Origin of the sequence: Paenibacillus sp. Leaf72, from assembly GCF_001422685.1 — a bacterium.
Classification (GTDB): domain Bacteria; phylum Bacillota; class Bacilli; order Paenibacillales; family Paenibacillaceae; genus Pristimantibacillus.
This window is the reverse complement of the sequence record NZ_LMLV01000001.1, coordinates 1,820,143-1,845,282: the sequence shown is the minus strand read 5'-3', so window position 1 is coordinate 1,845,282 and position 25,140 is coordinate 1,820,143. Positions and strand designations below refer to the sequence as shown.

The 25,140-nt window shown below is 50.1% G+C and carries 23 protein-coding genes; 9 read left to right on the top strand and 14 right to left on the bottom strand.

The genetic code is table 11. The annotated features are described in order from the left end of the window. Nucleotides 1–83: 83 nt before the first annotated feature. From ASF12_RS07900 to ASF12_RS07890, 3 genes are all read right to left on the bottom strand, one after another. The gene (locus ASF12_RS07900) at nt 84–1,322 is read right to left on the bottom strand and encodes a cation:proton antiporter (RefSeq protein WP_056031874.1); all 1,239 of its coding nucleotides are present in this window, start codon (nt 1,320–1,322) and stop codon (nt 84–86) included. Nucleotides 1,323–1,324: 2 nt separating this feature from the next. After that, the gene (locus tag ASF12_RS07895) at nt 1,325–1,816 is read right to left on the bottom strand and encodes a cation:proton antiporter regulatory subunit (protein ID WP_056031871.1); all 492 of its coding nucleotides are present in this window, start codon (nt 1,814–1,816) and stop codon (nt 1,325–1,327) included. 73 nt (nt 1,817–1,889) lie between these two features. Continuing rightward, entirely contained in the window at nt 1,890–2,255 is a 366-nt protein-coding gene (locus ASF12_RS07890; protein WP_056031868.1) for a hypothetical protein, read from the bottom strand. Nucleotides 2,256–2,406: 151 nt separating this feature from the next. Here ASF12_RS07890 and ASF12_RS07885 point away from each other — a divergent pair, with 151 nt between their 5' ends. After that, a complete protein-coding gene (locus ASF12_RS07885; RefSeq protein ID WP_056031865.1) occupies nt 2,407–2,871 on the top strand; it encodes a cupin domain-containing protein in 465 nt (154 codons plus the stop codon). Between the two features lie 94 nt (nt 2,872–2,965). Here the strand turns inward: ASF12_RS07885 and ASF12_RS07880 are convergent, their stop codons facing one another. Continuing rightward, the gene (locus ASF12_RS07880) at nt 2,966–4,525 is read right to left on the bottom strand and encodes an HD-GYP domain-containing protein (protein WP_235533077.1); all 1,560 of its coding nucleotides are present in this window, start codon (nt 4,523–4,525) and stop codon (nt 2,966–2,968) included. Between the two features lie 206 nt (nt 4,526–4,731). On the opposite strand from ASF12_RS07880, the gene ASF12_RS07875 reads away from it, so the two are divergent. Continuing rightward, nucleotides 4,732–5,928 carry an MFS transporter gene (locus ASF12_RS07875; protein WP_056031862.1) on the top strand — a complete coding sequence of 399 codons (1,197 nt, stop codon included), beginning with the start codon at nt 4,732–4,734 and terminating at the stop codon, nt 5,926–5,928. A 70-nt stretch (nt 5,929–5,998) separates the two neighbouring features. On the opposite strand, the gene ASF12_RS07870 is transcribed toward ASF12_RS07875, so the two are convergent. After that, complete coding sequence (locus ASF12_RS07870; RefSeq protein ID WP_056033001.1) at nt 5,999–7,798, bottom strand: 5'-nucleotidase C-terminal domain-containing protein; 1,800 nt, start codon at nt 7,796–7,798, stop codon at nt 5,999–6,001. 209 nt (nt 7,799–8,007) lie between these two features. Between ASF12_RS07870 and ASF12_RS07865 the strand changes: the two genes are divergently transcribed. From ASF12_RS07865 to ASF12_RS07855, 3 genes are read left to right on the top strand one after another with little or no spacing between them, the layout of a single operon-like run. Next, nucleotides 8,008–8,964, top strand: coding sequence for a sugar-binding transcriptional regulator (locus ASF12_RS07865; RefSeq protein ID WP_056031859.1), 957 nt, complete (start codon nt 8,008–8,010; stop codon nt 8,962–8,964). A gap of 41 nt (nt 8,965–9,005) precedes the next feature. Continuing rightward, entirely contained in the window at nt 9,006–9,686 is a 681-nt protein-coding gene (deoC, locus tag ASF12_RS07860) for a deoxyribose-phosphate aldolase (protein WP_056031857.1), read from the top strand. 11 nt (nt 9,687–9,697) lie between these two features. Further along, complete coding sequence (locus ASF12_RS07855; protein ID WP_056031855.1) at nt 9,698–11,104, top strand: SulP family inorganic anion transporter; 1,407 nt, start codon at nt 9,698–9,700, stop codon at nt 11,102–11,104. 207 nt (nt 11,105–11,311) lie between these two features. Here the strand turns inward: ASF12_RS07855 and ASF12_RS07850 are convergent, their stop codons facing one another. Further along, entirely contained in the window at nt 11,312–12,433 is a 1,122-nt protein-coding gene (locus ASF12_RS07850; protein WP_056031852.1) for a foldase protein PrsA, read from the bottom strand. A gap of 293 nt (nt 12,434–12,726) precedes the next feature. Between ASF12_RS07850 and mgrA the strand changes: the two genes are divergently transcribed. From mgrA to ASF12_RS07830, 4 genes are all read left to right on the top strand, one after another. Further along, a complete protein-coding gene (gene mgrA, locus ASF12_RS07845; RefSeq protein WP_056031849.1) occupies nt 12,727–13,719 on the top strand; it encodes an L-glyceraldehyde 3-phosphate reductase in 993 nt (330 codons plus the stop codon). 158 nt (nt 13,720–13,877) lie between these two features. Continuing rightward, nucleotides 13,878–17,720 (top strand): response regulator, encoded by a 3,843-nt coding sequence (locus ASF12_RS07840; RefSeq protein ID WP_056031846.1) that lies wholly within the window; start codon nt 13,878–13,880, stop codon nt 17,718–17,720. Nucleotides 17,721–17,847: 127 nt separating this feature from the next. Continuing rightward, on the top strand, nt 17,848–18,570 hold the full coding sequence (locus ASF12_RS07835; protein ID WP_081418667.1) for a response regulator transcription factor: 723 nt from the start codon (nt 17,848–17,850) through the stop codon (nt 18,568–18,570). 155 nt (nt 18,571–18,725) lie between these two features. Continuing rightward, nucleotides 18,726–20,018: a putative bifunctional diguanylate cyclase/phosphodiesterase gene (locus ASF12_RS07830; RefSeq protein ID WP_056031837.1), complete on the top strand. Its 1,293-nt coding sequence runs from the start codon at nt 18,726–18,728 to the stop codon at nt 20,016–20,018. 275 nt (nt 20,019–20,293) lie between these two features. Here ASF12_RS07830 and ASF12_RS07825 read toward each other — a convergent pair whose 3' ends face one another. From ASF12_RS07825 to mscL, 8 genes are all read right to left on the bottom strand, one after another. After that, nucleotides 20,294–20,512 (bottom strand): hypothetical protein, encoded by a 219-nt coding sequence (locus ASF12_RS07825; protein WP_046229519.1) that lies wholly within the window; start codon nt 20,510–20,512, stop codon nt 20,294–20,296. 127 nt (nt 20,513–20,639) lie between these two features. Further along, nucleotides 20,640–21,278, bottom strand: a complete 639-nt coding sequence (locus ASF12_RS07820) for a TraX family protein (RefSeq protein ID WP_056031833.1) — start codon at nt 21,276–21,278, stop codon at nt 20,640–20,642. A 62-nt stretch (nt 21,279–21,340) separates the two neighbouring features. Then, nucleotides 21,341–21,649, bottom strand: coding sequence for a hypothetical protein (locus ASF12_RS07815; RefSeq protein ID WP_056031828.1), 309 nt, complete (start codon nt 21,647–21,649; stop codon nt 21,341–21,343). A gap of 295 nt (nt 21,650–21,944) precedes the next feature. Next, nucleotides 21,945–22,484 (bottom strand): superoxide dismutase family protein, encoded by a 540-nt coding sequence (locus ASF12_RS07810; RefSeq protein WP_081418713.1) that lies wholly within the window; start codon nt 22,482–22,484, stop codon nt 21,945–21,947. Nucleotides 22,485–22,835: 351 nt separating this feature from the next. Continuing rightward, nucleotides 22,836–23,111, bottom strand: coding sequence for a hypothetical protein (locus ASF12_RS07805; RefSeq protein WP_056031823.1), 276 nt, complete (start codon nt 23,109–23,111; stop codon nt 22,836–22,838). Between the two features lie 170 nt (nt 23,112–23,281). Beyond that, entirely contained in the window at nt 23,282–23,701 is a 420-nt protein-coding gene (locus ASF12_RS07800; RefSeq protein ID WP_155972872.1) for a hypothetical protein, read from the bottom strand. Nucleotides 23,702–23,876: 175 nt separating this feature from the next. Continuing rightward, entirely contained in the window at nt 23,877–24,509 is a 633-nt protein-coding gene (locus tag ASF12_RS07795) for an NUDIX hydrolase (protein ID WP_056031814.1), read from the bottom strand. Between the two features lie 113 nt (nt 24,510–24,622). Beyond that, nucleotides 24,623–25,129 carry a large conductance mechanosensitive channel protein MscL gene (gene mscL / locus ASF12_RS07790; RefSeq protein WP_056031811.1) on the bottom strand — a complete coding sequence of 169 codons (507 nt, stop codon included), beginning with the start codon at nt 25,127–25,129 and terminating at the stop codon, nt 24,623–24,625. Nucleotides 25,130–25,140 lie beyond the last annotated feature (11 nt).

Sequence of the window (25,140 nt, the reverse complement as noted above, 5' to 3'; positions counted from 1 at the left end):
GCCTGCCTTGACCCGCGAAAATAACACTTCGTCGGTTGGGGCAGGCTTGTTAAATTTTTAGGCTGCAAAGGCAGACCCGTCGTTTAATTGGAAACGTCCGGCTCTTTGATGGGTTCTTTGTCTTTAGCCTTCTTGCGGTCAAAGCGGAATACTTTGTTCATGCCGTTGTAAATGAGCTTGGATTCCTTGGTGAGCAATGGCCCCAAAATCGCAAGCAGCAGGACATATAAGGCAGCAAATGGCTGAAGCAGTTCCATTAATCCTCCGGCTTTGCCGAGATTCGCCATAATAATCGAAAACTCGCCGCGCGAGACGATCGTCAGACCGATATTCGCGGACGCTTTAGGCGAAAGTCCTGCGCTTTTCCCCGCCAGCATGCCTGCAAGCACGTTGCCGAACAGCGTAATGGCAACAGCACCTAGCGATAGCCATACTGCGCCTCCAAGCGCCGTCGGATCAATCGTCAGACCGAAGCTGAAGAAGAAAATCGCACCGAAGAAATCGCGGAAAGGTAAAATCAGATGCTCGATCCGCTTCATATGAGCGGTTTCAGCTAGCACTAGTCCAACTAGAAGGGCGCCGATTGCCTCAGCGACGTGAATCGTTTCGGAGAAGCCTGCGACGAGGAATAAAGCCCCGAAGATCAGCAGAAGAAACAATTCGTTCGAGCGGATGTTTAATATTTTATTCAACAGAGGAACAGCCTTGCGTCCAACTACGAGTACAAGGAGCATAAATCCAAGCGCATAGGATGCGGAGAGGAGTACGCCGCCAAGCGAGCTGGAGCCGCTGAGTACAAGACCGGAGAGGATGGAAATATACACAGCGAGGAAAACATCCTCGAACATAATAATGCCGAGTATCATCTCGGTTTCCCGATTCGCGGTTCGTTTCAAGTCCACGAGCACCTTCGCAACGATGGCGCTTGAAGAAATCGTTGTAATACCGGCCATAATGAGCGTTTCCTCAAGCGGGAAGCCTAGGGAGAAGCCATAGACAAGTCCAAGCGTGAAATTGATAATAATATAAATCGTACCGCCGACGGCGATGTTTTTTCCCGATTTCATCAGGCGTCCGACCGAAAATTCCAGACCGAGATAAAAGAGCAGGAACAGCACGCCTAAGCGGCCGAGAAATTCAATGAAGGGGGCGCTTTCGATAAAGCGGAAGTCGAAAACGCCGAATTTAGGAGCATGCGGCCCCACAGCCATCCCGATCAAAATATAAAACGGAATGACTGAAAATTTTACTTTATTTGCTATTAAGCCGACTAGGGCAATCAAAGTGACGGCGAGACCAATCTCCAGCACCAGATGATCCATAATTAACGGCTCCCATTCACGAGCAGCTGCTTAAGCGTCTTAAGATGCGGGCGTTCACCTGCAACTATCAGTGTAGAATCGGCTTTGAAAATATAATCCGGACCCGGATTAATATGCTTGCCGTCCTTGTCGATCGCGGCAATAATCGTCGTCCCCGTCCGCTTGCGGATATCAGAGTCTCCGATCGTTTTGCCTACGCAGCTTGCTCCGGCTTCGACTTTATACCACTCAATAGTCAAATCGTCGAGCGCGACTTCAATCGTCTCAAGCGCCTTCGGCGTATAGGTCATTCCTCCAATAATGGCAGCAACCTGACGGGCCTCCTCGTCATCCATGGAAACCATGGAAATGCTGTCATCTGGATCATCGTATTCAAAATGGTACATTTCTCTTCTTCCGTCATCATGGATGACGACAACGAGCTTGTCGCCGCCTCTCGTCTCCATTTGATACTTACGTCCAATGCCTGGTAAATCCGATTCTCTAATATTCATATTCGCCAGCTCCTATATCGTGAGTTTGTGTGGGTATCATGATAGGACGGATACGTATAATGCTGGCAATAGATTATATAAAGCTTCCGGTGAATTTAACAGGCATCAAAAATAAATCCTTTATTTGCTGCGGTATAAAGGCACGGCGAATGGATAGTGGAATCAGCCGCTGCTTTCGGCATGCGAGTATTCCTAAAATAATGGTGATGCCTATAAGCGTCATCTGGAAAAGCTGCTTCAAAATACCGGATTGATATCGGATCGCGACACCATGATGGTCCCCTGCTGCAATCGTCAGTTGGTCGGAGGGAGATTTCAGCTCGGGCAAGTCCTCCGCCTGATAAGCAAATAGTATGGCTGTACACAGCAATGCTAGTATGATCAGGCCTTTCACTAACCGGCTTTGCCTTGCCGGCTGCTGCAAAACGTTGTTGTTCATCTATTCACCCCCTGTCTCTTATTACTATTATAAATGATTGTAGGCCGAATGTCACAAGGCTGCTGCGAAAGGTATTGACGTTGTCCCAAGTGTTGGATACACTGGGGGAATTAAATGAAATAAGCATTTTTTCCAGCTGGAAGGAGATTGAATGATGAGTGAAGCGAACAAGGCGATTTCGCCGTTAGTTGAAGCATTGGGCTTACAACCGCATGTAGAGGGCGGTTGGTATAAAGAATTGTGGAAGGCTTCCTTCCAAATTCCGCAGGAGCTGCTGGGTGAGGCTTATTCCGGACCACGTGCCGCAGCGTCCTCGATTTATTTTTTATTGCATCCGCATGAGATGTCGGATTGGCATAAAGTACTATCTGATGAGCTGTGGATTTGGCATTCAGGCGGCCCAATTACCCTTTCCCTGGGCGGCACTTCAGACGACCCAACGCTTAGAAAGGAAATTATTGTAGGCGGCGATGTGCTGAATGGCCAGCAGCCGCAAGCGGTAGTGCCAGCAGGCGAGTGGCAAATGTCGCAGCCGATTGGCGATGAGCCATCGCTGTTCTCCTGTATTGTTTCCCCGGGCTTCCATTATGATGATTTCCAATTAATTAAACGTTAATCCAAATATTCAAACGATTTTATAAAAAGATCCGCCTCATGCAGGCGGATTTTTTTGGTCTTTATGCTGCTGTGCATCGAGCGTCAGAGCTCGCTTACGCCTCTGCACGCGTATCTTCTGAAGCTTGCTGCTCCTGCTCCCTATGCCAGCGGATGAACAGCTCGGCTAGGCCAGGGTCCCACTGGGCTCCCTTGCCTTCTTCCAAAATGGTGAGCGCCTTGCATACAGTCATGCCCTTGCGGTAGGGGCGATCGGAGGTCATCGCATCGAAGGCATCAGCGATGGCAATGACTTTGCCGAGCAGCGGAATATTTTCGCCTGCGAGCCCGTCGGGATAGCCTTTGCCGTCAAAACGTTCATGATGGGAGCGCACGCCCGGCAGCAGATGCTCCATCGCATCAGCCGGCTCAATGCGCCGCAAAATATTTTCACCCAAAATCGGATGCTGCTTGATTTGATCGAACTCCTCGTCAGTCAGCTTGCCGTCCTTCAGCAGCACGGCGTCACGGACACCGATTTTGCCAATATCATGGAGCAGCGCCGACTTGCGAATCGTATCCAGAACGGAATCGTCCCAGCCAGCGAGCTTCCCGATGAGCACAGCGTATTCAGCTACGCGCTCGGAATGCCCGGCGGTGTAGAGGTCGCGAGCCTCAAGCGCCGCAGCTAGGGTAATGAAATAGCTTTGCAGCAGTTGGGCGTTGCGCTTCTCGCGCTCCTTCAGACCATCGACCATATGGTTGAATCCGGCCACAAGCTTGGAAAACTCATCCGAATAAATATCCTCGGCCTTATGGTCGAGATTGCCTTCCTGAACGCTGACCAACGCCTGCTGAAGCGTCTCGATCGGCGACTGAATATCCTTGGAGAGCAGCGATGCGCTAAGCCAGGAAAATAAAATGCCAATAATAAGAATGAGGACGGCCCATTGCCAGTAGGCGGCAGAAGCGGAGCTGGTACTGGCGTACCCCTCTATGCGAATTTGCGTCGCCAGGCTGAACATAAGCATCGGCAGCGTTCCGATAATAAAAGCGCTGAGCAGAAACTTGCGCCTGATTGTCACCAGAACTTGCCCCTCCAGCGTCAAATCAGCGTTAAACCGTTTAATATGCATCGCGCGTATATGCGTAATGAGCGGCGGTATCGCCCTGGTTGTCAGAAAAAACTCAAGCATGGCATGCATCGCCGCAATCAGCACCGCACATGCCGCGCCTATCGCAATATAGTAATAAGGAAATACGATCCATTGCAGCTTTATACTTATATAAGTGAGACTGCCAACGGGAATCGCCAAACCTAGAAAATGGGGACCGGCGATCCGTTTAACCGATAAAAGCGGAAAGTTATGTACTTGCAAATATGCCTCTCGGAGCTGGGCAGAAGTAGCTTCTATGTAAAAAATATCGCGTATAGGCTTAATATGCCGTTTGAAAGCCAACCATTCGCAGCTGAACATGATGATCAGCGAAACGACGAGCAGCAGCGCCAGCCGAAAAATTTCAATGCTGGATAGCTGCAAGGTTGAAAAGATGAGGATGCTTCCTACCCCAAGGACAGCGACAGCCCCGCCAAACAGATAATTACGGATAAGCTGAACAATAAATTTTTTGAAAATAATCCCATCGAGCCGTTCATCGCTTATCATTTGTTTCATAGACAGGCTCCTCACTTCGCATGGAAAATGAGATTTCTGAAGACAACCTCTCCTACAGGTTATCACACTTGCCGAAGACCGCAATAGAAAATTGAAGACAGTCGTTTTCATCGTAGACAGGGTATTCAAACTGCTATATGATGAACGAATCGTAAGGGGATCGGAACTTCTCATACTTAGATTGAAATCATAAAGGAGATAGAAAAATGCGCGAGGCGCTATGGTCAAAAAATTTCATTTTATTAATGGGCTCTAATCTGCTGCTGTTTATGGCGCTTGAGATGCTGCTGCCGACACTTCCCGTGTTTGCCGCGGAGCAGGGAGGCAGCCAAACACAAATTGGCCTAATTATGGGCTTATTTACGTTTACGGCCGTCATTTCCCGGCTTGGAACAGGCTATGGCATAAAGCGGCTGGGCCAGAAGAAGCTGCTGCTTCTTGGAGTAGCCATCAGTCTTATCGCGCTTACCGGCTATTATTTAGCTGCGACCCTTGCCGTACTGCTTGTGCTGCGCGTCGTGCACGGCGTCGGCTTCGGCATTGCAACGACGCTGTTCGGCACAGCGGCATCCGATTTAGTGCCAGCCTCTCGAAGAGGGGAAGGCATGGGCTTTTTTGCGACAGGGAATTCGATCTCATTCGCTTTAGGACCCTTTTTTGGCATTTGGATTATGACGGAATATGGCTTTAAGGCACTGTTTTTAATCGGGGCAGTTGTTATGCTGCTTAGCTTGATCAGTACCTGCTTTGTCCGTTTTCCGCGTGTGGAGAAGAAGGCGCCAGCCGCAGCCGCTCCTGTGGCGGAAACGGGAAGCTGGATGGACAGCGTCGTGGAGCGCAAGGCGTTTATGCCTTCGCTGCTTGGCCTGCTTATCGGCATCCCCTTCGGCACGGTGCTCAGCTTTATCGCTTTGTTTGGCAAAGAGCAGGGCCTGGGCAGTGTCGGCATTTTCTTCCTTGTCGTGGCCATCAGCGAGTTTCTGATCCGCTTTATTAGCGGCCCGTTGTTTGATCGCAAAGGGCGCATGTGGGTGCTGCTGCCTGCTGCTATTCTATGCATTATTGCTAGCGTCATGCTTTATTTTACGCATTCTACCGCGATGCTGCTGCTGTCGGGGCTGTTTTATGGCTTTGGCTTTGGCGCCCTGTTCCCAGCGCTGCAGGCTTGGGTTATCGATCTCGTAGAGCCAGAGCGCAGAGGCGTAGCGACGGCGACCTATTACAATGCTTTTGACGTCGGCATCGGAAGCGGTTCAATATTGCTGGGAGCTGTAGCGGCTGTGACCAATTATTCGACAATGTATTTGCTGTCTGGCGGTTTTTTCATCTTGTACATTGTGCTGTATGTAGGCTTTGAACGCAGGCTGCGCCGCAAGGCCAGCAGCAAGTCAATGCAAGCCTAGCCGGGACATGTCAGAGATATAATAGAAACAGCCCTTCACCATTTAAAAATGGCGGAGGGCTGTTTTGCTGCTATGCCGGAATTTTGAGCTGCTGTCCGATGTAAATGCGATCGGGATTTTTAATTTGGTTTACGTCGCGAATCGCCTGCCACGTCGTATTATAGCGCTTCGCAATCGACCAGAGCGTATCGCCTTTTTTCACCGTGTAGTTGGCATAGTCGGCAGCCTTCGCAGGCTCCTCCTGAGTGGTGCCTGCCGGAGACGACGGGCCGGGCTGGATAACTTCCGGCTTAGGCTTCGTGCTGGTAGAAGGGGAAGCGGAGCTAGGCGTTGTTCCCTCCGTAATACGTCCTTCAACAGCTGGATTTGCTGCTGTCCCAAGCTCCCGCAAATAGCTCGTGAGCGCTTCGTCCAGTGCGCCAAACATGCCGGCCTGCGGATAGCTGGCGAACATCGTATATTCATCGCCGCCGGCTGCTATAAAATCATTCGTCGCGAGCGAATATTGTTTTTTCGCATCGAGCGGAGCGCCGCCTACCGTAACGGAATGGACACGCGAGCCTTTTGCCTTGGCGGTATCGATCTTGAAGGCGATGCCGGATACTTGCGGAAAAGCGCCCTTCGGATTCGGATAATCCGAAACGCCATTTTCCAAAGCGGCTTTAATATCGGCGCCTGTGACGTTAAGCGTCACGATTTGATTGCCGAAAGGCAGCACCGTAATGATCTCGCCCTGCGTAATGATTCCTTCATCAATTGAAGCGCGGATACCGCCGCCATTCGTTAGGGCGATGTCGGCCTTCGTGATTGAGCGCAGGCTGTCGGCAATCAAATTGCCTAAATTCGTTTCTCCCGCTCGAACCTGCTCGCGCTCGCCATCAAGCTTCACAGCGGTTTCGCCAACCTCGGTTGAGAGGATTTCCTGCTGCTCAGCGACGATGGAATCGACCAGCTCAGCAATTTTTTGATCAGGGGCAATTGCCGCAGCAGCTTTGTAATCAATCAGCTTGGCTTCTTTGCTGATTACTTTGCCTTGATCGATCCATAAATCGACGACGCCAATGTATTTGGTATATTCACCGGCGCTTGCAATAAGGGTGCCATGGCCAGCTTCAAGCCCTTTTTCCAGCACCGTATGGCTGTGCCCATCAATAAAAACATCAATGCCGGCAACTTCCTTGGCAATGCCAATGCTCGTATCGGCGCTCGACTCATCCTGTCCGATATGGCCAAGTGCCACGATGACGTCGACCTGGTCCTTCAGCTCGGCGACGATCGTTTTCGCCTCCTCGGCTGGGTCGGTGAACACAAGTCCATCGACATTTTTCGGATGCGTCTTGTAGGCGGTTTCGGGTGTGGTCAGGCCAAAGATACCGATTTTCACGCCGTCCACCTCTTTAATGACATAAGGATGAAACAGCGGCGAATCGTCTTTCTTTACTCTAATGTTGGCGCTCAGAAGCAGATATTCCATTTGGGGTTCTAGCTCGACGAGGCGGTTGTAACCATAATTAAATTCATGATTTCCGGGGACTGCCGCATCGTAGCCCATTGCGTTCATGACGCGTACGACGCTTTCGCCTTCTACGAGCGTGGCAAAGGTAGTGCCGTGAATGGCATCGCCGCCATCAAGCAGGAGCGTGTTCGGATTGCTGGCCCTGTAGCTGTCGATAATTCCGGCCAGCCGTGCAAAGCCGAGCTCACCGTTGCTTTCGGATTCTACCGCCCGGGCATGCATATCGTTCGTATGCAGCAGCGTAATATGCTTGCCGGCCTTCTCTGGGGTGGATGCAGCCGCCGAGACGCTTGCAGCGCCTAGAAGCAGGGCTGCGGTCAAAAGAATGGATGTGAACCACTTAAACTTGTTCAACATAGCAGGTGATACCTCCCATCAGAATGTCGTTTATGGTCGCGCCTTATACGTATTCCACATGTTGACATGAAAATCCTGTCCAAAAGCTGTAGTTGTTGTTTTGCTTTTTTCCTTATATAATGAAACTGAAATATTGCTTACAATTCTTTGAACATATTCTCAAGATAGATAAATGTGGAAGAGCGACTCACCAAAGGAGATGCCCGATGGAGGAACTCAGCGACAAAAAGATGAAAATGATTGAAGCAGCGCGCATGTACTATGAGCTTGACTACAATCAGCAGGAAATAGCCAAGAAGCTCGGCGTGTCACGTCCAACGGTTTCGCGTTTTTTGCAGCAGGCGAAGGTTGATGGTATCGTACAGATCAAGATTATGGACCCGGCAGCAGACAATGCGGACCGCGAGCGGCAATTGCAGGAGCGCTTCGGCTTGAAGCGCGCTATTGTAGCCACGGTACCTAAGTATGAGGATGCGATGGCCAAGCGGGTAATTGGAGAAGCTGCCGCTGCGTTTCTGAATGAAACGGTGCAGGATGGTGATACGATAGCCGTTACCTGGGGCACGACGTTATATGAAGTAGCGACCCGTCTGCCGAACAAGCATGCGAAGAAGGTCAAGGTGGTGCAGCTCAACGGAGGTGTCAGCCATTCCGAGACCGATACGTATGCCCACGAGATCGCGCAGCTGTTCGCTAAAGCTTATCAAACGTCGCCTTATTTGATTCCGCTTCCAGCTATTGTTGACCATGCGGTTGTGAAGCATGCGATTGAAGCGGATCGTCATATACGCAAAATTCTTGATATGGGCAAAAAAGCGAATATCGCTGTTGTTACCGTAGGAGCGCCAACCGAGGATTCGGTGCTGATGCGGGCGAATTATTTTTCCGATGAGGATTTGGGCATTATTTTCTCGCGCGGCGTAGGGGATATTTGCTCAAGATTCATAGATATCAACGGGCAATTGGTCAGTGAGGAGCTGGACTTGCGCACGATTGGCATTGATTTGGGCGAGCTGAAGCGCAAGGAATGGTCCGTGCTGGTAGCTGGCGGCCCAAGCAAGGTCGAAGCGGTGTATGGTGCGCTTGCTGGTCAATATGCGAATACGTTGATTACCGATCACATTACGGCGAAGCATCTGCTGGATTACAAGCCGGAGGCGTGAACGGGACGGGCTAGAGAGACGATAGGTGGAGGGATTTATTAATGAGCAGTACGAATGCAGCGAATGTAGCTGGAGTTATTGATCACACAATGCTAAAGGCCGACGCGACAAAAGAGGAAATCATTCAGCTTTGTGCCGAAGCGAAAACGTATCATTTTGCCACCGTTTGCGTGAATGCAGGCTGGGTCGCGCTTGCGGCTGCTCAGCTGGCTGGCTCTGGCGTAGGCATTACGACGGTAGCGGGCTTCCCGCTTGGCGCAACGACTTCAAAGGCGAAGGCGGCGGAAGCGGAAGATGCGATTGCCTGCGGGGCTACCGAGGTGGACATGGTGCTGAACATTGGGCTGCTGAAGTCAGGTGACGAAGCAGGCGTGAAGAGCGATGTTGAGGCGGTTGTGGCTGCTTGCAAGGGCAGGGCGATCGTAAAGGTCATTTTGGAAACAGGCTTGCTTACGAATGCGGAAAAGGTGCGGGCTTGCGAAATTTGCAAGGAGGCTGGCGCCGATTTTGTCAAAACGTCGACCGGCTTCGGCAAAGGCGGCGCAACAGAGGAAGATATTGCGCTAATGCGCCGTACAGTTGGGCCAGACATGGGTGTTAAAGCTTCCGGAGGCGTACGAGATTTGGAAACCGCGCTCAAAATGCTTGCTGCTGGCGCCACCCGCATTGGTGCAAGCGCAAGCGTCGCCATCGCGAACGGCGGCAAAGGCGAAGGATATTAGGTGAAAAGGGTATGAGCAGTTTATCTTGGAAACGACAGTGGATGACCGATGTGCGGGTGAATGTGCTGGCGGGCATGACGGCGACGCTCGCACTGGTGCCGGATTCGCTGGCTTTTTCGTTTATGGCGGGAGTACCGCCTGTTGTCGGAATTTATGCTTCAATCTGTATCCTGCTCGTTACGACGTTTCTTGGCGGTCGTCCCGGCATGATTTCCGCAGCCACAGGCTCGATGGCGGTGCTGATGCTGACGCTTGTAAAGGAGCATGGCATCGAATATTTGTTTGCAGCTACGATTTTGACCGGAATTTTGCAATATTTAATGGGTGTATTTAAGCTGGGCAAGCTGATGAGATATGTGCCTCAGGGCGTGCTGACCGGATTTATTAATGCGCTGGCGATTCTCATCCTCCTGTCGCAGCTGCGTTATTTTCAGGGCGAGTCGTGGCTGATGTATGCGTTAGTCGCGGCGACGCTGGCGATTATTTATTTTCTCCCGCGTTATTTCAAGGCGATTCCTTCGCCGCTTGTGGCAGTCGTCGTGCTAACGTTTGCCGTTTGGGTGTTTGGCATGGACGGTGTTACTCGGGTCGGTGCAATTGACGCTTCGCTGCCATCGTTTCTGCTGCCGAATATTCCGCTTAGCTGGGAGACGTTAGCTATCATTTTTCCTTATTCCTTGTCGCTGGCTGTCGTTGGATATACGGAGACGATGCTGACGCATAATTTGCTCGATGAAATGACCGGGGAGCGTACGGACAAAAATAAGGAAATGCGCGGACAAGGCGTTGCGAATGTTGTCGCGGGATTTTTCGGCGGTATGGCGGGCTGTGCGCTTGTAGCGGAATCGGTGCTCAATGTGAAAATGGGCGGGAAGCATAGGCTGTCTACACTCGTTTCCGCCTTGTTCCTCTTGCTGCTCGCCGTTCTGTTCGGCGATGTGCTGGCGCAGGTGCCGATGGCGGCGCTGGTCGGCATTATGATTATGGTCTGTATCGCCATCTTCGACTGGCGCTCGGTATTCAAGCCGCGCAGTGTGCCGCTTGCCGAAACGGTCGTGATGGTAGCGACAGTAGCTGCCGTATTATTCACGCATGATTTGGCTGCTGGCGTGCTGGTCGGCGTGCTGATCAGCTTCGTATGGTTCGTTGTGTCGGTGTCACGCAAGCTGCACATTCATAGCGAATGGGAAGGCAGCAAGCGGACTTATCGGGTGTATGGACAGCTGTTTTTCGCTTCGTCCTCTGGACTTGAAGAACTAATCGAGCTGGACTGCAAAGCTGACGAAATTCATATCGACCTTAGCCAGTCGCGCATTTGGGATCATACGGCGCAGCTGGCACTCAATAAAGTGGTAGAGCGGCTGAAGGCAAGCGGCAAGGAAGTGACCGTGAGCAAAGGGGCTGCCTTGCAAAGCTAAACGGGTGGCTGTACAGCTTGATTTTGTCTACAAAGCTAAGCTAGGGTTTGTGTTGGGCATCTGTGCATCAGAGCATCAAAGCGGCCCATATCATAACGGCTGAAAACCAAAAAGATCGCTGTCCCAAAGGCATTAAGCCTGGCGGACAGCGATCTTTTTTTAATTCATAAGCACGTTCATAAGCGCGTTAACCTTATTCGGTTGGTCTTATTGTGCTGCGCTTGCTTCTGGAGAAACAGCTGCGTCTGGATTAGCGCTTGCGTCTGTTTCTTCTTCTGTTTTCTCTTCGAGCGTATTCGTAATCGTTGCTTTGTCGCGAATCTCTTGAATCCAAGTAGCTGATTTCTCTTGAATTTGTTGATTCAGCAGCTGCTTGCGGATTTCTTCCTTCTTCTCTTCAAAAGTCGGGGAAGTTGCCGCTTTAAAGCCGGTTTTCTTAATAATATGGAAACCGAAGCTCGATTTAACGACGTCGCTGATTTGATCAACTTCCAGTGCGAAGGCTGCTTCCTCGAAAGCAGGGTCCATAACGCCTTTGCCGAAGAAGCCAAGATCGCCGCCGTTGTCTTTCGTGCCTGTATCGGTTGATTTTTCTTTCGCCAACGTTGCGAAGTCAGCGCCATCTTTCAATTGTTTCAAAATAGCGTCTGCTTCCTCTTGCGTAGCTACCAGAATGTGCGAAGCTTTAATTTCTTCGCCTGTGCCGTAGGAAGCTTTGTTTTGCTCATAAGCTTCTTTAATTTGATCATCGGTAATGGTAATGGATGGCTCAAGCAGCTTGCGGATTTTCACTTGCGTCTCAGCATCTTTACGCAGGCTCTCCAGCGTTACGCCGTATTGTGCCAGCGCGGCGTTGAACTGCTCGTCCGTGCCGAAGCTTGCTTTCAGCGTATTAATTTCTTCATCGATATCTGCTTCTGTAACCGTAACATTGGAAGCTTTAGCTTCTTGCGTAATCAACTGCTGTGTAATCAGATTGTCGAGCGTTGTTTTACCGCCTGATTTCAGCATTTCCTCATAAAGGTCTTCTTTCGTAATGTCGACTTTATTAACCGTTGCAACGGCTGCATTGTTGCCACCGCCGAATACCGGTTTAATAGCGACGATTACTAGCAAAATAGCTAAAACTGCTGAAAGTGCAATCCATGCTCCGTTGCCGCTTTTACGGGGTGGCGGGGGAGTTGATCCGCCCAAAGGCGCCCCTCCTGCCGCATTCGGTGAAGCTATTGTTGATTCAGTCGTATGTTGATTGTCCTCGTGTGTGTTGGTTTCTTGCTCCGCAGCATTTTTTAACTCTTCTTCTTTACGCTGCGATTCTTGGTTATCCATTCTTCAAACTCCCTTCATCATCTTACACGCTTTTTATAATGGTTTCGCGAAACGTTGCGGTGATCAAGGCCAGCTCACCGTAACCGTTTACGCTTGTCTAACCTACTATAACAAAACTCAGGTTAAAAAACCTTAATCTTAAATAAAAATAAAGGGATTTCAGCAGGAGCTGCTTTTTTGCGCCATGCGTCTTAGCGGTGTACAATGAAGGAGGCAAGCGCTTTATATTTGGTTTGAAGTATAAAATGAAAGTTTCCAACTTTTAATTTTAATAGTAGAGAGGATGTTAATCGATGACGTATTTGCCTGCAAATTCCCGCTATGACGGGATGAAATACAATCGTACCGGCCGCAGCGGACTTCTGCTTCCGGCAGTATCACTGGGCCTCTGGCACAATTTTGGCGGTACGGATCGTCTGGAAAATGGACGGGCGATGGTTCGCCGCGCTTTCGATTTGGGCATTACCCATTTTGACCTTGCTAACAATTATGGGCCGCCTGCTGGCTCTGCTGAAGAGACATTCGGCCAACTGCTCAAGCAGGATTTGGCTGCTTACCGCGATGAGCTTATTATTTCCACAAAAGCCGGATATTATATGTGGAAAGGCCCTTACGGCGAGTGGGGCTCGCGCAAATATTTGGTGGCGAGCCTTGATCAGAGTCTTAAGCGTATGGGGCTGGAATACGTAGATATTTTTTATCATCATCGTCCAGATCCGAACACGCCGCTTGAAGAAACGATGGCTGCGCTTGACCATATCGTTCGCCAAGGCAAGGCGCTCTATGTTGGCTTGTCCAACTACAGTGCGGAGCAGACGGCTGAAGCTTCCCTTATTTTGCAGCGGCTTGGCACGCCTTGCCTCATTCACCAGCCTTCTTATTCGATGTTCAATCGCTGGATTGAAGATGGCTTGCAGGATGTTCTTGATACGGAAGGCATCGGCTCCATCGTGTTCTCGCCGCTCGCTGGCGGCCTCTTGACGAACCGTTATTTGAACGGCATCCCGCAGGATTCCCGCGCGGCAGGACCAAGCTTATTTCTGCAATCCGATCAAATTACGGAAGGCAAGCTTGAGAAAATCAAGCTGCTTAACGCTCATGCTGCCGAGCGCGGGCAGACGCTTGCACAGATGGCGCTCGCATGGGTATTGCGCGGCGGCCGGGTAACATCGGCATTGATCGGCGCAAGCCGTGTGGAGCAAATTGATGATAACGTTGCGGCACTCAGCTCGCTTGACTTCTCTAGCGATGAGCTGGCTCGTATTGAATCGATTTTAAAAGATTAAGGCAAGCGAATTTAGCAATGAGGCACCATCTAAAATAACCATTGTCTTTTTTGAACGCCAGGGCCCTCCGCCTTGGCGTTTTTGCTTCTCCCGCTTTCGTAAAGGCTGTATAATAAACGGGACAACTGACAAACTTTGTCGGATAGGAAGTGAGCCGCTTGAACAACACGTCTCTTAGGGTCAAGGGACTTCTGGTTATAGTATTAATTACCTTTATTCCGCTGCTGTTTGCCGGCATTATTAACTATATGGGCTTAAGACAGGGAATGATTGATTCCGCAACAGAGAAAACATTAAGCCAACTAAACAGCAGTGCGAATAACCTGTCTGCTTGGCTTGCAATCAGGCGGGCGGAAGTATTGGTCATTAGCCGAACCGATGTCGTACGTTATGGAAAAGACGAAGAGAAGCTCAGCTATTTTAACCGTGAGCTTGTGCGGGCAGGCTTTGCCTTCCGCTCCCTTGGCTTTGTGGGCAAGGACGGCATGGCCATACGTACGGATGGCACGCCGTTTGATTTGAGCAACCATTCCTTCTTCCAGACGTCGATTAAAGGGAAGGTGCTGATCAGCGATCCTTTCAAAACAAGCCTTTCGCCAAAAGAACAATTTGTCATAGCCGTTCCGGTCTACAATGAAGAAAATCAAATTGCCGGAATCGTCTATGCAGCTATTGATATGGATATGATTATCCCTTATTTGCAATTGGACAAGCCGGATGCAGCCACCTTCTGGCTGTATAACGAGGAAGGCGTAGTATTGTTCTGTTCGGATGATGGGGTATTGCCGCAGACTGCCATGATGAACGGGAATTTACAGGAAATTCAGGTGAATGAAAAGCTGCTGTCCAATAAGGATGGCATGGAGATCATTTCCTCAAATATGAATGAATACGCAGTATTTCACTCCAAGGTGGATGGTGTGGCTGCTTGGCATTTTATGCTTGAAATGCCGATGTCGGATTTGGAGATTGGGACGCTGCCCGTTCTGCTGAGCATTCTGCTGACGCTCGTTGGCTCAGAGCTTGTCATTGTGCTGCTGTGCTATCTCTTTTTTGCCAATATGGTAAATCGGTTGAAAAATATATTGATCGTCACCGAACAGGCAGCCGCTGGCCAGTTTGATGCCGAGCATCTGTCAGAAATGCCAGGGGACGAGGTAGGCAAGCTGTCGCGTTCGGTGAACGTCATGGTTGTGCGTCTAAGAAGAATGTTTGAACGGCTGGAAGCGATTATTAATCAAAATCAATATTCCTTTGTCGTCCTCGACGAGCATTACCGTATTTCCTATCTCAATAAGAAGGCTGAGGAAATGATCGGCTATAAGACAGAAGAAGTGTCGGGGCATGCGACGCCGCTGCTGTTCATGGACATGGAGGAAATCCGGATAACGGCCGAGGAGCTTAGGGAGAAATTGGGCCGCGAGGTGATACCGGGACTGGATGTGCTCAAGGAGCTGCGCAATGCCGAGTTTTCCTACGAGCGGGAATGGACCTTTATTGCGAAAAATGGCAAACGCATTCCCGTCCTGCTCAGCACGAATGGCCTGCGGGATGCAAATGGGAAATTTACAGGAGCCGTTGGTATGTTTCTGGATATAACCGACAAGCTGCAGGTGGAAAAATCGCGCAATCGGCTGCTTGATATCGTTGGCTCTGCCAAAGATTTGATCGCTTCGGTCGATTCCCAGGGTGAAATGATCTACATTAATCAGGCGGGCAAGGAGATGCTCGGCATCCATGAGGAGGAAATGGATCTTTCTTCGCTGAGCGGGCATCTAAGCAGTGAAATGTTCTTTTATCTCATGAATGGCTCAGAGCTGGCCAAGCAGTACGGGTATTGGGAAGGCAATGTCGAAATTTTGACGAAGAAAAAGCAATTGAAGCATGTATCGCTCGTGCTCGTATCCCATCATAATCGCAGAACAGGAGAGGATTATTTCTCCTGCATTGCACGGGACATATCGGAGCAAAAAATCATTCAGGAGGAGCTGCTTCAGGCGTCGCAGGATGCGGCGGAGGCGAATGCGGCCAAAGGCAGATTCCTTGCCCTCATGAGCCATGAAATTCGAACGCCGCTGAACGGCATCATCGGACTGACCCAGCTGCTCAAGCGCACGGGATTATCCTATTCGCAGAAAGATTATGTGGACAAAATCAGTACGTCATCCGAGTCACTGCTGCGAATCATTAATGATATTCTCGATTTCTCCAAAGTAGAGGCGGAGAAAATCGAGGTTGAACTGCTAGCTTTCCATCCGGAGGAGCTGCTTGGCCGGGTAGCGGATCAGCTCAGCGTCTTTATGGGCGGCAAGGAGCAGTTCGAATTTTTGATCCATACGGCTTACAATCTGCCAAGCACGCTGCTTGGGGATTTGCTGCGGCTGGAGCAGGTGCTGTTGAATCTATGCATCAATGCGATTAAATTTACGAAAAAAGGCCATGTCAGCCTTCGATTAGAAGTGGTAGAGCTTCGTGAAGCGGAAGTGCAGCTGCGTTTTGTCGTTGAAGATACAGGCATCGGCATGAGCGAGGAGCAGCTGGATAGGCTGTTCCAGCCATTCAGCCAAGCGGATGGATCTACGACGAGGAAATATGGGGGCACAGGGCTTGGCCTTGTTATTTCCCAAAAGCTCGTCACGTTGATGGGCGGAAATCTCATCGCGGAGAGCAAGGCTGACCGCGGCAGTAAATTCAGCTTCGTCATTACATTCCCTATGCTTGAAGAAGCGCCGTCCTACAGCATGGAGCTAGGCGAGGAGATGATTGGACAGCCGGTGTGGATCGTGGAGGACAGCCAAATGATGCGCCACCATTGGTGCGAAAGGCTGGAATCGTTCGAAATGGCCCCGGTTCCCTTCGCTTCCTGGAAGACAGCGCGGGAGCGGCTGCGCCGAATCGGTGCCGGAGCGATGCCGAAGCTGATTTTGCTCGATATGGAAATGCCTGATATGTACGGGGCGGAAACTTGGCTTGAGTTCCATCAGGAGGCTGTGGCGGCTGGCGTGAAGACGGCTGTGCTGACGACTTCATTCGGGCGGGACGAAATGCTGCAAATGCCAGAAAAGGATCGTCCGCTTGCCCTGCTTACAAAGCCGGTTACCCGGTTAGCTATGCTTAACGGCCTGAGAGGAGTTTTGACGGAGCGTTCCTTTATTCCGCCTTGGAACCGGGCGATGAGCGAAGTGGCCGTTGAACAGCGGGAAGGGCGCAATGCGAAAATTTTGCTTGCCGAAGATAATAAAATCAATCAAATCGTCGCTCTGGAAATGTTAAAAGAACGGGGCTACGAAGTAGGTCTGGCCGAAAATGGTCATGAGGTGCTGGAAATGCTGGAGCGGGAGGAATGGCATCTCATTCTCATGGATATTCATATGCCGGAAATGGATGGCATGGAGGCGACGCGATTTATTCGGGCCAATCCCAAATATGATGGGCTGCCGATTATTGCGGTTACCGCCAATGTGCTGCGCGCCGATCATGAGCAGTACAGGCAGCTTGGCATGGATGATATTATAACGAAGCCGATCAGCGCCGGTTTTCTCCATTCCGTACTCTCGCACTGGTTGAATCAGACGGGGATATTGCCGGTATCGACGTTATGGGAGGATGAGCCCCATGTGCAGCCGCAATATGAACAGACGGCTTATTCCTCGCTGCCGGTCATTCCGGGAGTAGATTTGCCGGAGGCGCTCGCCAGAGTGAATGGCAAGCTTCCGATTTTGATGCATATGTTAGAACAATTTCAAGCCGATTACCCTTCATTTATCGACAGATTAATCGCTTCAATGACAGAGAGGGATCTCGTGACCGCCAAGCGTCTCGTGCATACCCTTAGGGGAGCGGCTAGCCATTTATCCGCTTATCAAGTGGCGAATGCGGCGACAGAGCTGGAGCTGCTGTTCAATCAGGAGGAAATAGATGAGCAGGAATGGAGCCAGCGGCTGACAAATCTGGAAGAAGAATTGACACATTTGCTCAAATGTTTGCAACAAGACAAGTGACAAAAGTTCGACAAAAAACCCTAACAATTCTCTAACAAATTATTGTAGTCTGTCACAGCTATATTGTATAGTAAGAAGACAGACTAAATTCGACAGAAATCTTCAATCCCAATAAGGGGTGACGCCAGTGTATAAAGTTATAGTTATAGAAGATGACGTCATGATGAGTGATATGCTGTCTATGTATTTGTCAGAGGAAGGCTATTCTGTCAAACAAGCGGGATTGGCAAATGACGGCTTGCGTATTATTTCGGAATTCGAACCTGATTTGGTTTTGCTGGATCTTATGCTCCCGGATATGGATGGGATGGAGATATGTGCATTGATTCGCGAGCGTTCGAATGTGCCTATTATGATTTTATCCATGAAAAATGAAGTGTCAGAACGAGTGCTGGCGTTGAAGTCTGGTGCAGACGATTATATGTGCAAGCCATTCAGCATGCACGAGATGACGGCGAGAGTCGAGGCCTTGATTCGCAGAGCTAATATTAAGCCGGCCGGAGCAGAGGTTGAGCAAGAGCAAGGCGAAGAGGAGCGGGATCCGATCCAGCTTGATTTTGAACGGAGATTGCTGCTTGTCAGAGGCATGCTGGTAGAAACAACATTTTCGGAATATGAAATTATGAAGCTATTTTTGGCGTATCCAGGCAAGGTATTCAGCAGGGAAGAGTTAATCAATGCCATTCGCGGCTTTGATTCCTTTGTCACCGACCGTGCTATTGATGTACACATTGTGAATCTGCGGAAAAAAATCGAGCAAAATCCAAAGGAGCCTCGTCTGATTCGAACGGTTTGGGGCTTTGGCTACAAGTACACAGCCCAGAATTCCTCAGTCAGCCAGGAGAAATAATAGCATGCATTTTTTAGGGACCGTCTGGCTTATGCAGACGGTTTTTTGTATGGAAAATGACATTCTAACAACTATCTAAAGGTAATTGCTGAAATTTCCTAATTATTGTATGAGAACATAGATTTAACTTACTATTGGATCGAAGGATGGGAAATATGAAGGAACAAGTCATTGCATTATGGCCTGCAAAGCTGAATGCCTGCCGCGAGCTGGGCCACATGCTGCTGCGAGTGCAAAATGCAAGCCATAAGCTTGCCGCGGTGCTGGTGCAGCTTGACCATTTTTACCGCATCATCGGAGCTCGAGGATTGGACTATGGTAGCGAGGTGATACAGCAGATTGAAGAGCGGCTGGTGGCGGCTGGAGCGGACCGGGCTGCAATTTGGCAAATGAGCGACAGTACTTTTTTGGTTGCTGTGGTGCTGGATGCTAATCAAGCGGATGGATATAGCCTGCTAGAACGTTTCAAACGAATGGTGCAGCAGCCCGTAGGCTCTGGCTCCGATCGTTATCATTTAACTGCCAGCATTGGCGTGAGCCTGTTCCCGCAGGATGGTACGACAAGCGAGCAGCTCATTTGCCATGCGGAAACAGCACTGTATAGCGGTGTTTTAAAGGGAGAAGGCCAGATTTCCTATTATTCGCGGGCGGAAACAGAGCAAATTAATCGGCATTTTGAGCTGGAGGCTGCCATACGAACGGCGCTGTACAAAGGGCAGTTTCACTTGAACTACCAGCCCATCTATCAAGTGAAAACGGGTAAGCTGCGGGGCTTCGAAGTGCTGCTGCGCTGGAATCATCCAGAGCTTGGCAACATTCAACCAGCTGAATTTATACCCTTTGCAGAAAAAAACGGCATGATATTGCCAATTGGCGCCTGGGTGATCAAGCAGGCCTGCCGCATGCTGGCCAGCCTGCCGGACCAAGCTGCACTGGTCATGTCCGTCAATATTTCGCCGACAGAGCTGGCAGACTGCGCCTATGCTGACATGGTGCTAAATACGCTGGAGGAGACCGGAATACCGCCGCATCGTTTGCAGCTGGAAATCAAAGAGGGCTATAATTATGCGAAATGCGAGCGATCCATTAAAGCCTTGACTAGGTTGCATGCAAGCGGTGTGCTGATCGCGCTGGATGATTTCGGTTCCATGCACTCGTCGCTGGCCAATTTGCAGCTGCTGCCGATTCATGCTTTGAAGCTGGATCGCTCCTTTGTTAGAGAAATCGATAAGGAAGGCGCTGAGCATCATATCGTGGAGGCAATGATTGGGCTGTTGCATAAGCTGGGCATTAGCGTCATTGCTGAAGGAGTCGAATATGTGAAGCAGTATGAGCTGCTGCGAGACTGGGGCTGCGATTACATGCAGGGATATTTGCTGGGCCAGCCCGCACAGCCAGATATGCTGGATTTATCGATGATTCGCAAGCCTGAACGAACAGGCGCATAGTCTTCTGAGATAGAGCTTGCCCAAGCGAAAGCGATAGGGCAGGCTCTTTTTTTTATTAGAATAAAGATCATGGTTCTAAACGCAACAAAGCCTCCAAATCCACTATCGCAGCGGTAGGAGGCTTTTCTAAACGATTGGAATAAATGAGTGATGCGATCCGTATATGCTTCGGTTCCATCGCGTACCGGTTTCGTCGATAAAAAGCGAAAAAATCGTTTACGCTTGTTTAGGTTGGGGATGATGTTCCTTTTAGTCCAGTGGGGGCTAGAGGGTGTTTAGCTAACTTCCAGATAAAGTTTAGTACCATCGCTGTATTGAAAAATAGCAACCTCACGTACGACTTCAACTTTAGAGATCCGTTTCCATTTTTTTCGAAAGTCGAAATTGAGTTCCATTTCACGCAGTTTATGATGAAGCTGCTCAACTGACGCGGCTTGTTCGTTAGTATAATAAACAGGTACAGAACGACTTTTGAAGGTAATGATTTTCATCATGACCTTGTCCACCTCCGATCGTTTTTTCCTATTCTATCCTAAACGTTTTAGCCGCTTATGAAACAGCCGTAAGAATATTGTTTAATTTGCTTATATATTTCTAACATATTGTGTCAGCTGGAAAACACTACTTTCCAGCTAGGATTACATACTGCAGTGCTGCAATAATGGCAAGATGCAACGGGTAAAAACTGCGCCATAGGCTGCGAGGAATTTTGATGGTATCGGCTGCTAGCAGCATGCTTGGCGAGTAGACAAGCAGCAAGGTTGCGACAACGCTGAACATCTGAATGCTCCAGCCCATGTAGAATAAATAAAAGAGGTTGAGCAGCAGGTGGGCCGGAGCCATACCGTGTTTCGGGACATAACGGTAGATGAGGACGAGCACTAGCAAATAAGCGCCGTAGCTGCATGGAATGACTTCGAGCAGCAGCAGCAGGAAGGCAGCCAGTGACACTTGAAGGGCAGGACTCGATCTCAACTGGTCCAGAAGCTTCAGGGACACGAGACAAACGAGCAGAGTGCCCACGGTGTTAATTTCCCAAGTGGCGAAGGCTAGAGAATATGGGATTTGCGACAAAGCCGCAATGGCCGTCATCCGCCATAAGTATTGGTTTATGTTTTTGGTGCGGAAATATCCAATGACAAGCGCATAAGCATAAAGCGGCATAGCAAGCCTGCCAATAATTCGCCATGTATCATCTTCGGGAAACCAGATCAATCCAATATGATCAAGCAGCATCGTAACCATTGCGATAATTTGCATATTCATCCCCCTAAGCTGTGACTATTATAGCATGGGGGTATGAACGGGAGAAGAACAGCGTTTTAGGTGTAAAGCAGGGTAATGACAAGCAGCTCGTAGAGAACGAGTGGTAGAATGGCGTTTTGTGGAGGAATGAAGGCGCGCGGGTCCTGCACGGTACAGTGCAAATACAGCAGGCAGCGGTCCACATGTGCAATATAGCCCTCGTATACATGGCCATCCATCGTATGCACGCGCACAGGCCTATGCATATGTCCGTGGCACAGACGATGAATCTGCTCTTGCACCTGTTGCACCATAGCTGTATGTGCAGGCTCTGCCTGGTACAACACAGCTGCCGCTTGCTCTGCTGCCTTTGATTGCTCTGACATATGAACATCGCTCCTTTGCCCCGCAGCATGCCAGCAGGGAGTCTCATCCTAAATTAAGCTATATGCGGGAGGGGCGGGGATGATGCTGGTTTTTAAGAAGGACGCGGGTCTGCCTTTCAATTATGAATGGAGAGAAGGACGTGATGGAACAGTTTATTCATCGTTATGGAAATGAAAAAAGCGCGGTGCTCTGAAAACCCAGAGCCCGCGCTTTTTTCATACGGTTGGAGTATCGTGTAATGATTTGTTTCATCGTAACGTATTAACCCGTTTTTCATCCAGCATCCTATTATCGCTATTTAATCACACCGCATGCGATGCGAGCGCCGGAATTGCCGGAAGGATCAGTGACGTAATCATCCGCTTTCTCGTGAATAACCAGAGCAGCGCCGCCTGATTTTATTAGCGAGTTAGGTTCGCCCTTGGCGAGCGTCACATTTTTCGAAATGATTTCGGCCTCTACTTTTCCAGACGCGTCAACTTGAATATTCGGCAAATCGCCAGAATGGAAGCCTTTGGGGTTGCTGAATCCGTGCTGCTTGCTTAGCGGATTGAAATGCGCCCCAGCGGTCGTAAATTCGGGAGCCTCGCACTTCCCCGTTTCGTGAAAATGAATGCCGTGCATGCCCGGTGCGAGCTGGTCCACCGCAAGGCGGATATGTACACCGTCAGCTTGCTCCTGCAGGGTTGCTTTGCCGATGACGGCTCCTTTGCTATTAATGAGGTCGAGCTTGATTTCCTCAGAGGGTACCGTTTTTCCAGCGGCATGGGCTAAGGGAAGGGAAGCGCCTCCTAGCGCTAAGCAGAGCGTTGTGATGCAGATTGTTTTTTGGATAAACACAAATTTTCCTCCATTTCCAGTGATGCCATTTAATATGTCCCGCTAATCGCCGGCCTATACGGAAATTAAGGAATAGCAGATATGTGTTTGTCGGGGAATACATGTCCATACCTCTTTACTCTATTTGAATATGATATAGCAGAAACCATGAGAGAGGTGGCATTTAATATGTCAGTAAAATCGAAGTTTCAAGTGAAAAACATTAAATCAGCATCGCGCCAATCGAAACGGGCTCGCACTTCTTCTTGTTCCTGTCAACGCCAAGAGTCAGCAAATGATAACAGAAGTAATGGTTGTCATCGCAGAGATCCAGCAGTTGAAGGAATTCAGGATGCAGGAAAAGAATTAAGCAAAATTTTCAAAAGACTGGAGCATGAAGAGGTTGCTGAGAGGCTGGTCAGAGCGATCCGCTGTCACGATGCTCGGGCGGTTCAGAACATTATCGGCTGCGATTGCCGAGTCGTTCACTTCTTCTGCACAGATCGTTCCGATTGCGTTAGAATCTGCTGTTCGTTTGGTAGAGACCACGCGGTTACAATCTCGTTTGACATTTGTATCAGAAGAGAAAACCGCAACCGTTTCTAGTCGCACGCAGAAGCCAAAATAAGCAAGAACCGCCAAGCCCCTCCGAGGGCTTGGCGGTTCTTGCTATGCTCTATGGCTCAAACGTGTTTCCATAGCTTGATAATCTGTCACCGCGCTTCGCGAATCAGCATACGATAGGACAGCAAGGTTAGGCCGACATAACGAGTATGGACAACAACTATAAATGGAGGGGACGAACGATGCCGCTAATCCCGAATTTCCCCGCGCCGCTGCTCCAGGAGCATGCCGTATGGCACCATACGCATCATGTAATACCCGGCACCATTCCGCCTCGCGGGTTCGGTGATCAATTTATGCGTTTTCACCGCGACTTCATTAACCGTGTGTACAGCTGGTATAACAGCCAAGGCTATGACACTAGGCTGATTGCGGCGTGGCCGGAAATCCCGGATGCTATACGCCGCGCTCCTTGCTATAATCCGGCTGCGGAAAATCGCATTCGAAATAATCCGCGTTCCTTTGCTACGCTGGATGAGCTGGGCAGCTATATCGAATCCAGCGGCATTCATGGCTGTATGCATATGATTTCTGCCCAGCTGATGAACGAGCCGGAAATCAATGACTTTGACTTGGCGCCGCGCCATACGACGTTTTATCAAATTCACGGGTTAATTGACCAGTGGTATCGCAACTGGGAAAATGCTTGGGGCCAACGCGCTGACGCGAAAGGCCAAAGGCAAAGCCAGAGTCAGAGCCAAAGCCAGAACAGCCAGATTCAAAGTCAAAATCAAAGCCGCTCTGTGCGGCAGCAGCGTTCCACTGGCGTCGCTGCTTTAGCGGCTACGTGCAATCGCGCAAGGCGCGCATTACGCTTGCGTAATATTCCGCTTGGCGCGGCACGAACTGCTCCACCCGCACGCTCCTTACGGAAGGCGTCTGCCCGCCGTCCTGGCTTACAGCTACCCCTGATACCACGAGCTCCGACCGCTCGTGCTCGAACAGCTGGAGCAGCTCTTCCAGGTCGGCCTCGTACACGCCGGCCACCTCTTCGGCTTGCAGCTGTAATTCCATCAGCGGCAAGGAGCAGACGAAGCCGAACACATCGCTGACCTCACGGTCGATGAAACTGGCGCCGCCAGCCGTACCTACGGTATCCTCACGCAGCTGCCCAAGCGGGATCAGGTCGTCGAAGCTGGCGGTTACGCCAATCTCCTCCTGCAGCTCGCGTGCGGCGTCGCGCATCGTTTCGCCTGCCGAGAGATGTCCAGCGACGGTAATGTCATAGCAGTCCGGACAAGTATCCTTGCTGGACTGCCGCAGCTGAAACCGGACGTAGCGGCGATCTTCTTCCTTGCGTGTGAGCCAGCAGTGAAAGGAGCGGTGCCAGTAACCCTTGGCATGCGTCTCCGAGCGTGTGGCTGTACCGATGTGATTCATCTGCTCATCATAAATATCGAAATATTCCTCTGTCATTGCACGAACTCCTTTGTATAAAAGATAGGGCAGTTTGCGCGTTTAGAGACTGCGACGAAATAAAGTACCGCTAATTTGTCGACAAAAGCGGGTACTCATTTCCTCGCAGCTCCTTAGTGAGAGCGTCCTGTATCGACAGCTTCAAGCTGGGACGTGCAGTGCTTGCAGCGAGTCGCTTTCAGCGGAATGCTGGACAAGCAGTAAGGGCAGTCTTTTTCCGTAGGAGCAGCTTCGGCGGGAGCCTCCTCGGTTTTGCTGCGGCGCAGCATATTAATGCCTTTAACGAGGAAGAAAATACAGACGGCTACAATAAAGAAATCCAGCATCACATTAATAAACTGACCATAGGCGATAACGGCAATGCCGTTTTTGGATGCATCGTCGAGCGATCGGATAACGGTACCGGCAGCCTCCAATTGCTCCGTATGCTTCGGATCGAGATTAATGAATAAGTCCTTGAAATTGACACCGCCCAAAACCCGTCCAATCGGCGGCATAATAATGTCGTTCACGAGCGAGGTCACAATTTTGCCGAAGGCTCCACCAATAATGACACCGACGGCCAGGTCAATAACGTTGCCCTTAATCGCAAATTCCTTAAATTCCTGTACAATTTTCATCCTAAATCTCT

Excerpts from the sequence above, each read along its gene's own strand:
- deoC (WP_056031857.1), top strand. The coding sequence starts at position 9,006 with ATGAGCAGTACGAATGCAGCGAATGTAGCTGGAGTTATTGATCACACA.
- ASF12_RS07850 (WP_056031852.1), bottom strand. The coding sequence starts at position 12,433 with ATGGATAACCAAGAATCGCAGCGTAAAGAAGAAGAGTTAAAAAATGCT.
- mgrA (WP_056031849.1), top strand. The coding sequence starts at position 12,727 with ATGACGTATTTGCCTGCAAATTCCCGCTATGACGGGATGAAATACAAT.
- ASF12_RS07795 (WP_056031814.1), bottom strand. The coding sequence starts at position 24,509 with ATGACAGAGGAATATTTCGATATTTATGATGAGCAGATGAATCACATC.
- ASF12_RS07890 (WP_056031868.1), bottom strand. The coding sequence starts at position 2,255 with ATGAACAACAACGTTTTGCAGCAGCCGGCAAGGCAAAGCCGGTTAGTG.
- ASF12_RS07865 (WP_056031859.1), top strand. The coding sequence starts at position 8,008 with ATGGAGGAACTCAGCGACAAAAAGATGAAAATGATTGAAGCAGCGCGC.
- ASF12_RS07900 (WP_056031874.1), bottom strand. The coding sequence starts at position 1,322 with ATGGATCATCTGGTGCTGGAGATTGGTCTCGCCGTCACTTTGATTGCC.
- mscL (WP_056031811.1), bottom strand. The coding sequence starts at position 25,129 with ATGAAAATTGTACAGGAATTTAAGGAATTTGCGATTAAGGGCAACGTT.
- ASF12_RS07830 (WP_056031837.1), top strand. The coding sequence starts at position 18,726 with ATGAAGGAACAAGTCATTGCATTATGGCCTGCAAAGCTGAATGCCTGC.
- ASF12_RS07880 (WP_235533077.1), bottom strand. The coding sequence starts at position 4,525 with ATGAAACAAATGATAAGCGATGAACGGCTCGATGGGATTATTTTCAAA.
- ASF12_RS07825 (WP_046229519.1), bottom strand. The coding sequence starts at position 20,512 with ATGATGAAAATCATTACCTTCAAAAGTCGTTCTGTACCTGTTTATTAT.
- ASF12_RS07885 (WP_056031865.1), top strand. The coding sequence starts at position 2,407 with ATGATGAGTGAAGCGAACAAGGCGATTTCGCCGTTAGTTGAAGCATTG.
- ASF12_RS07815 (WP_056031828.1), bottom strand. The coding sequence starts at position 21,649 with ATGTCAGAGCAATCAAAGGCAGCAGAGCAAGCGGCAGCTGTGTTGTAC.
- ASF12_RS07820 (WP_056031833.1), bottom strand. The coding sequence starts at position 21,278 with ATGCAAATTATCGCAATGGTTACGATGCTGCTTGATCATATTGGATTG.
- ASF12_RS07895 (WP_056031871.1), bottom strand. The coding sequence starts at position 1,816 with ATGAATATTAGAGAATCGGATTTACCAGGCATTGGACGTAAGTATCAA.
- ASF12_RS07855 (WP_056031855.1), top strand. The coding sequence starts at position 9,698 with ATGAGCAGTTTATCTTGGAAACGACAGTGGATGACCGATGTGCGGGTG.
- ASF12_RS07875 (WP_056031862.1), top strand. The coding sequence starts at position 4,732 with ATGCGCGAGGCGCTATGGTCAAAAAATTTCATTTTATTAATGGGCTCT.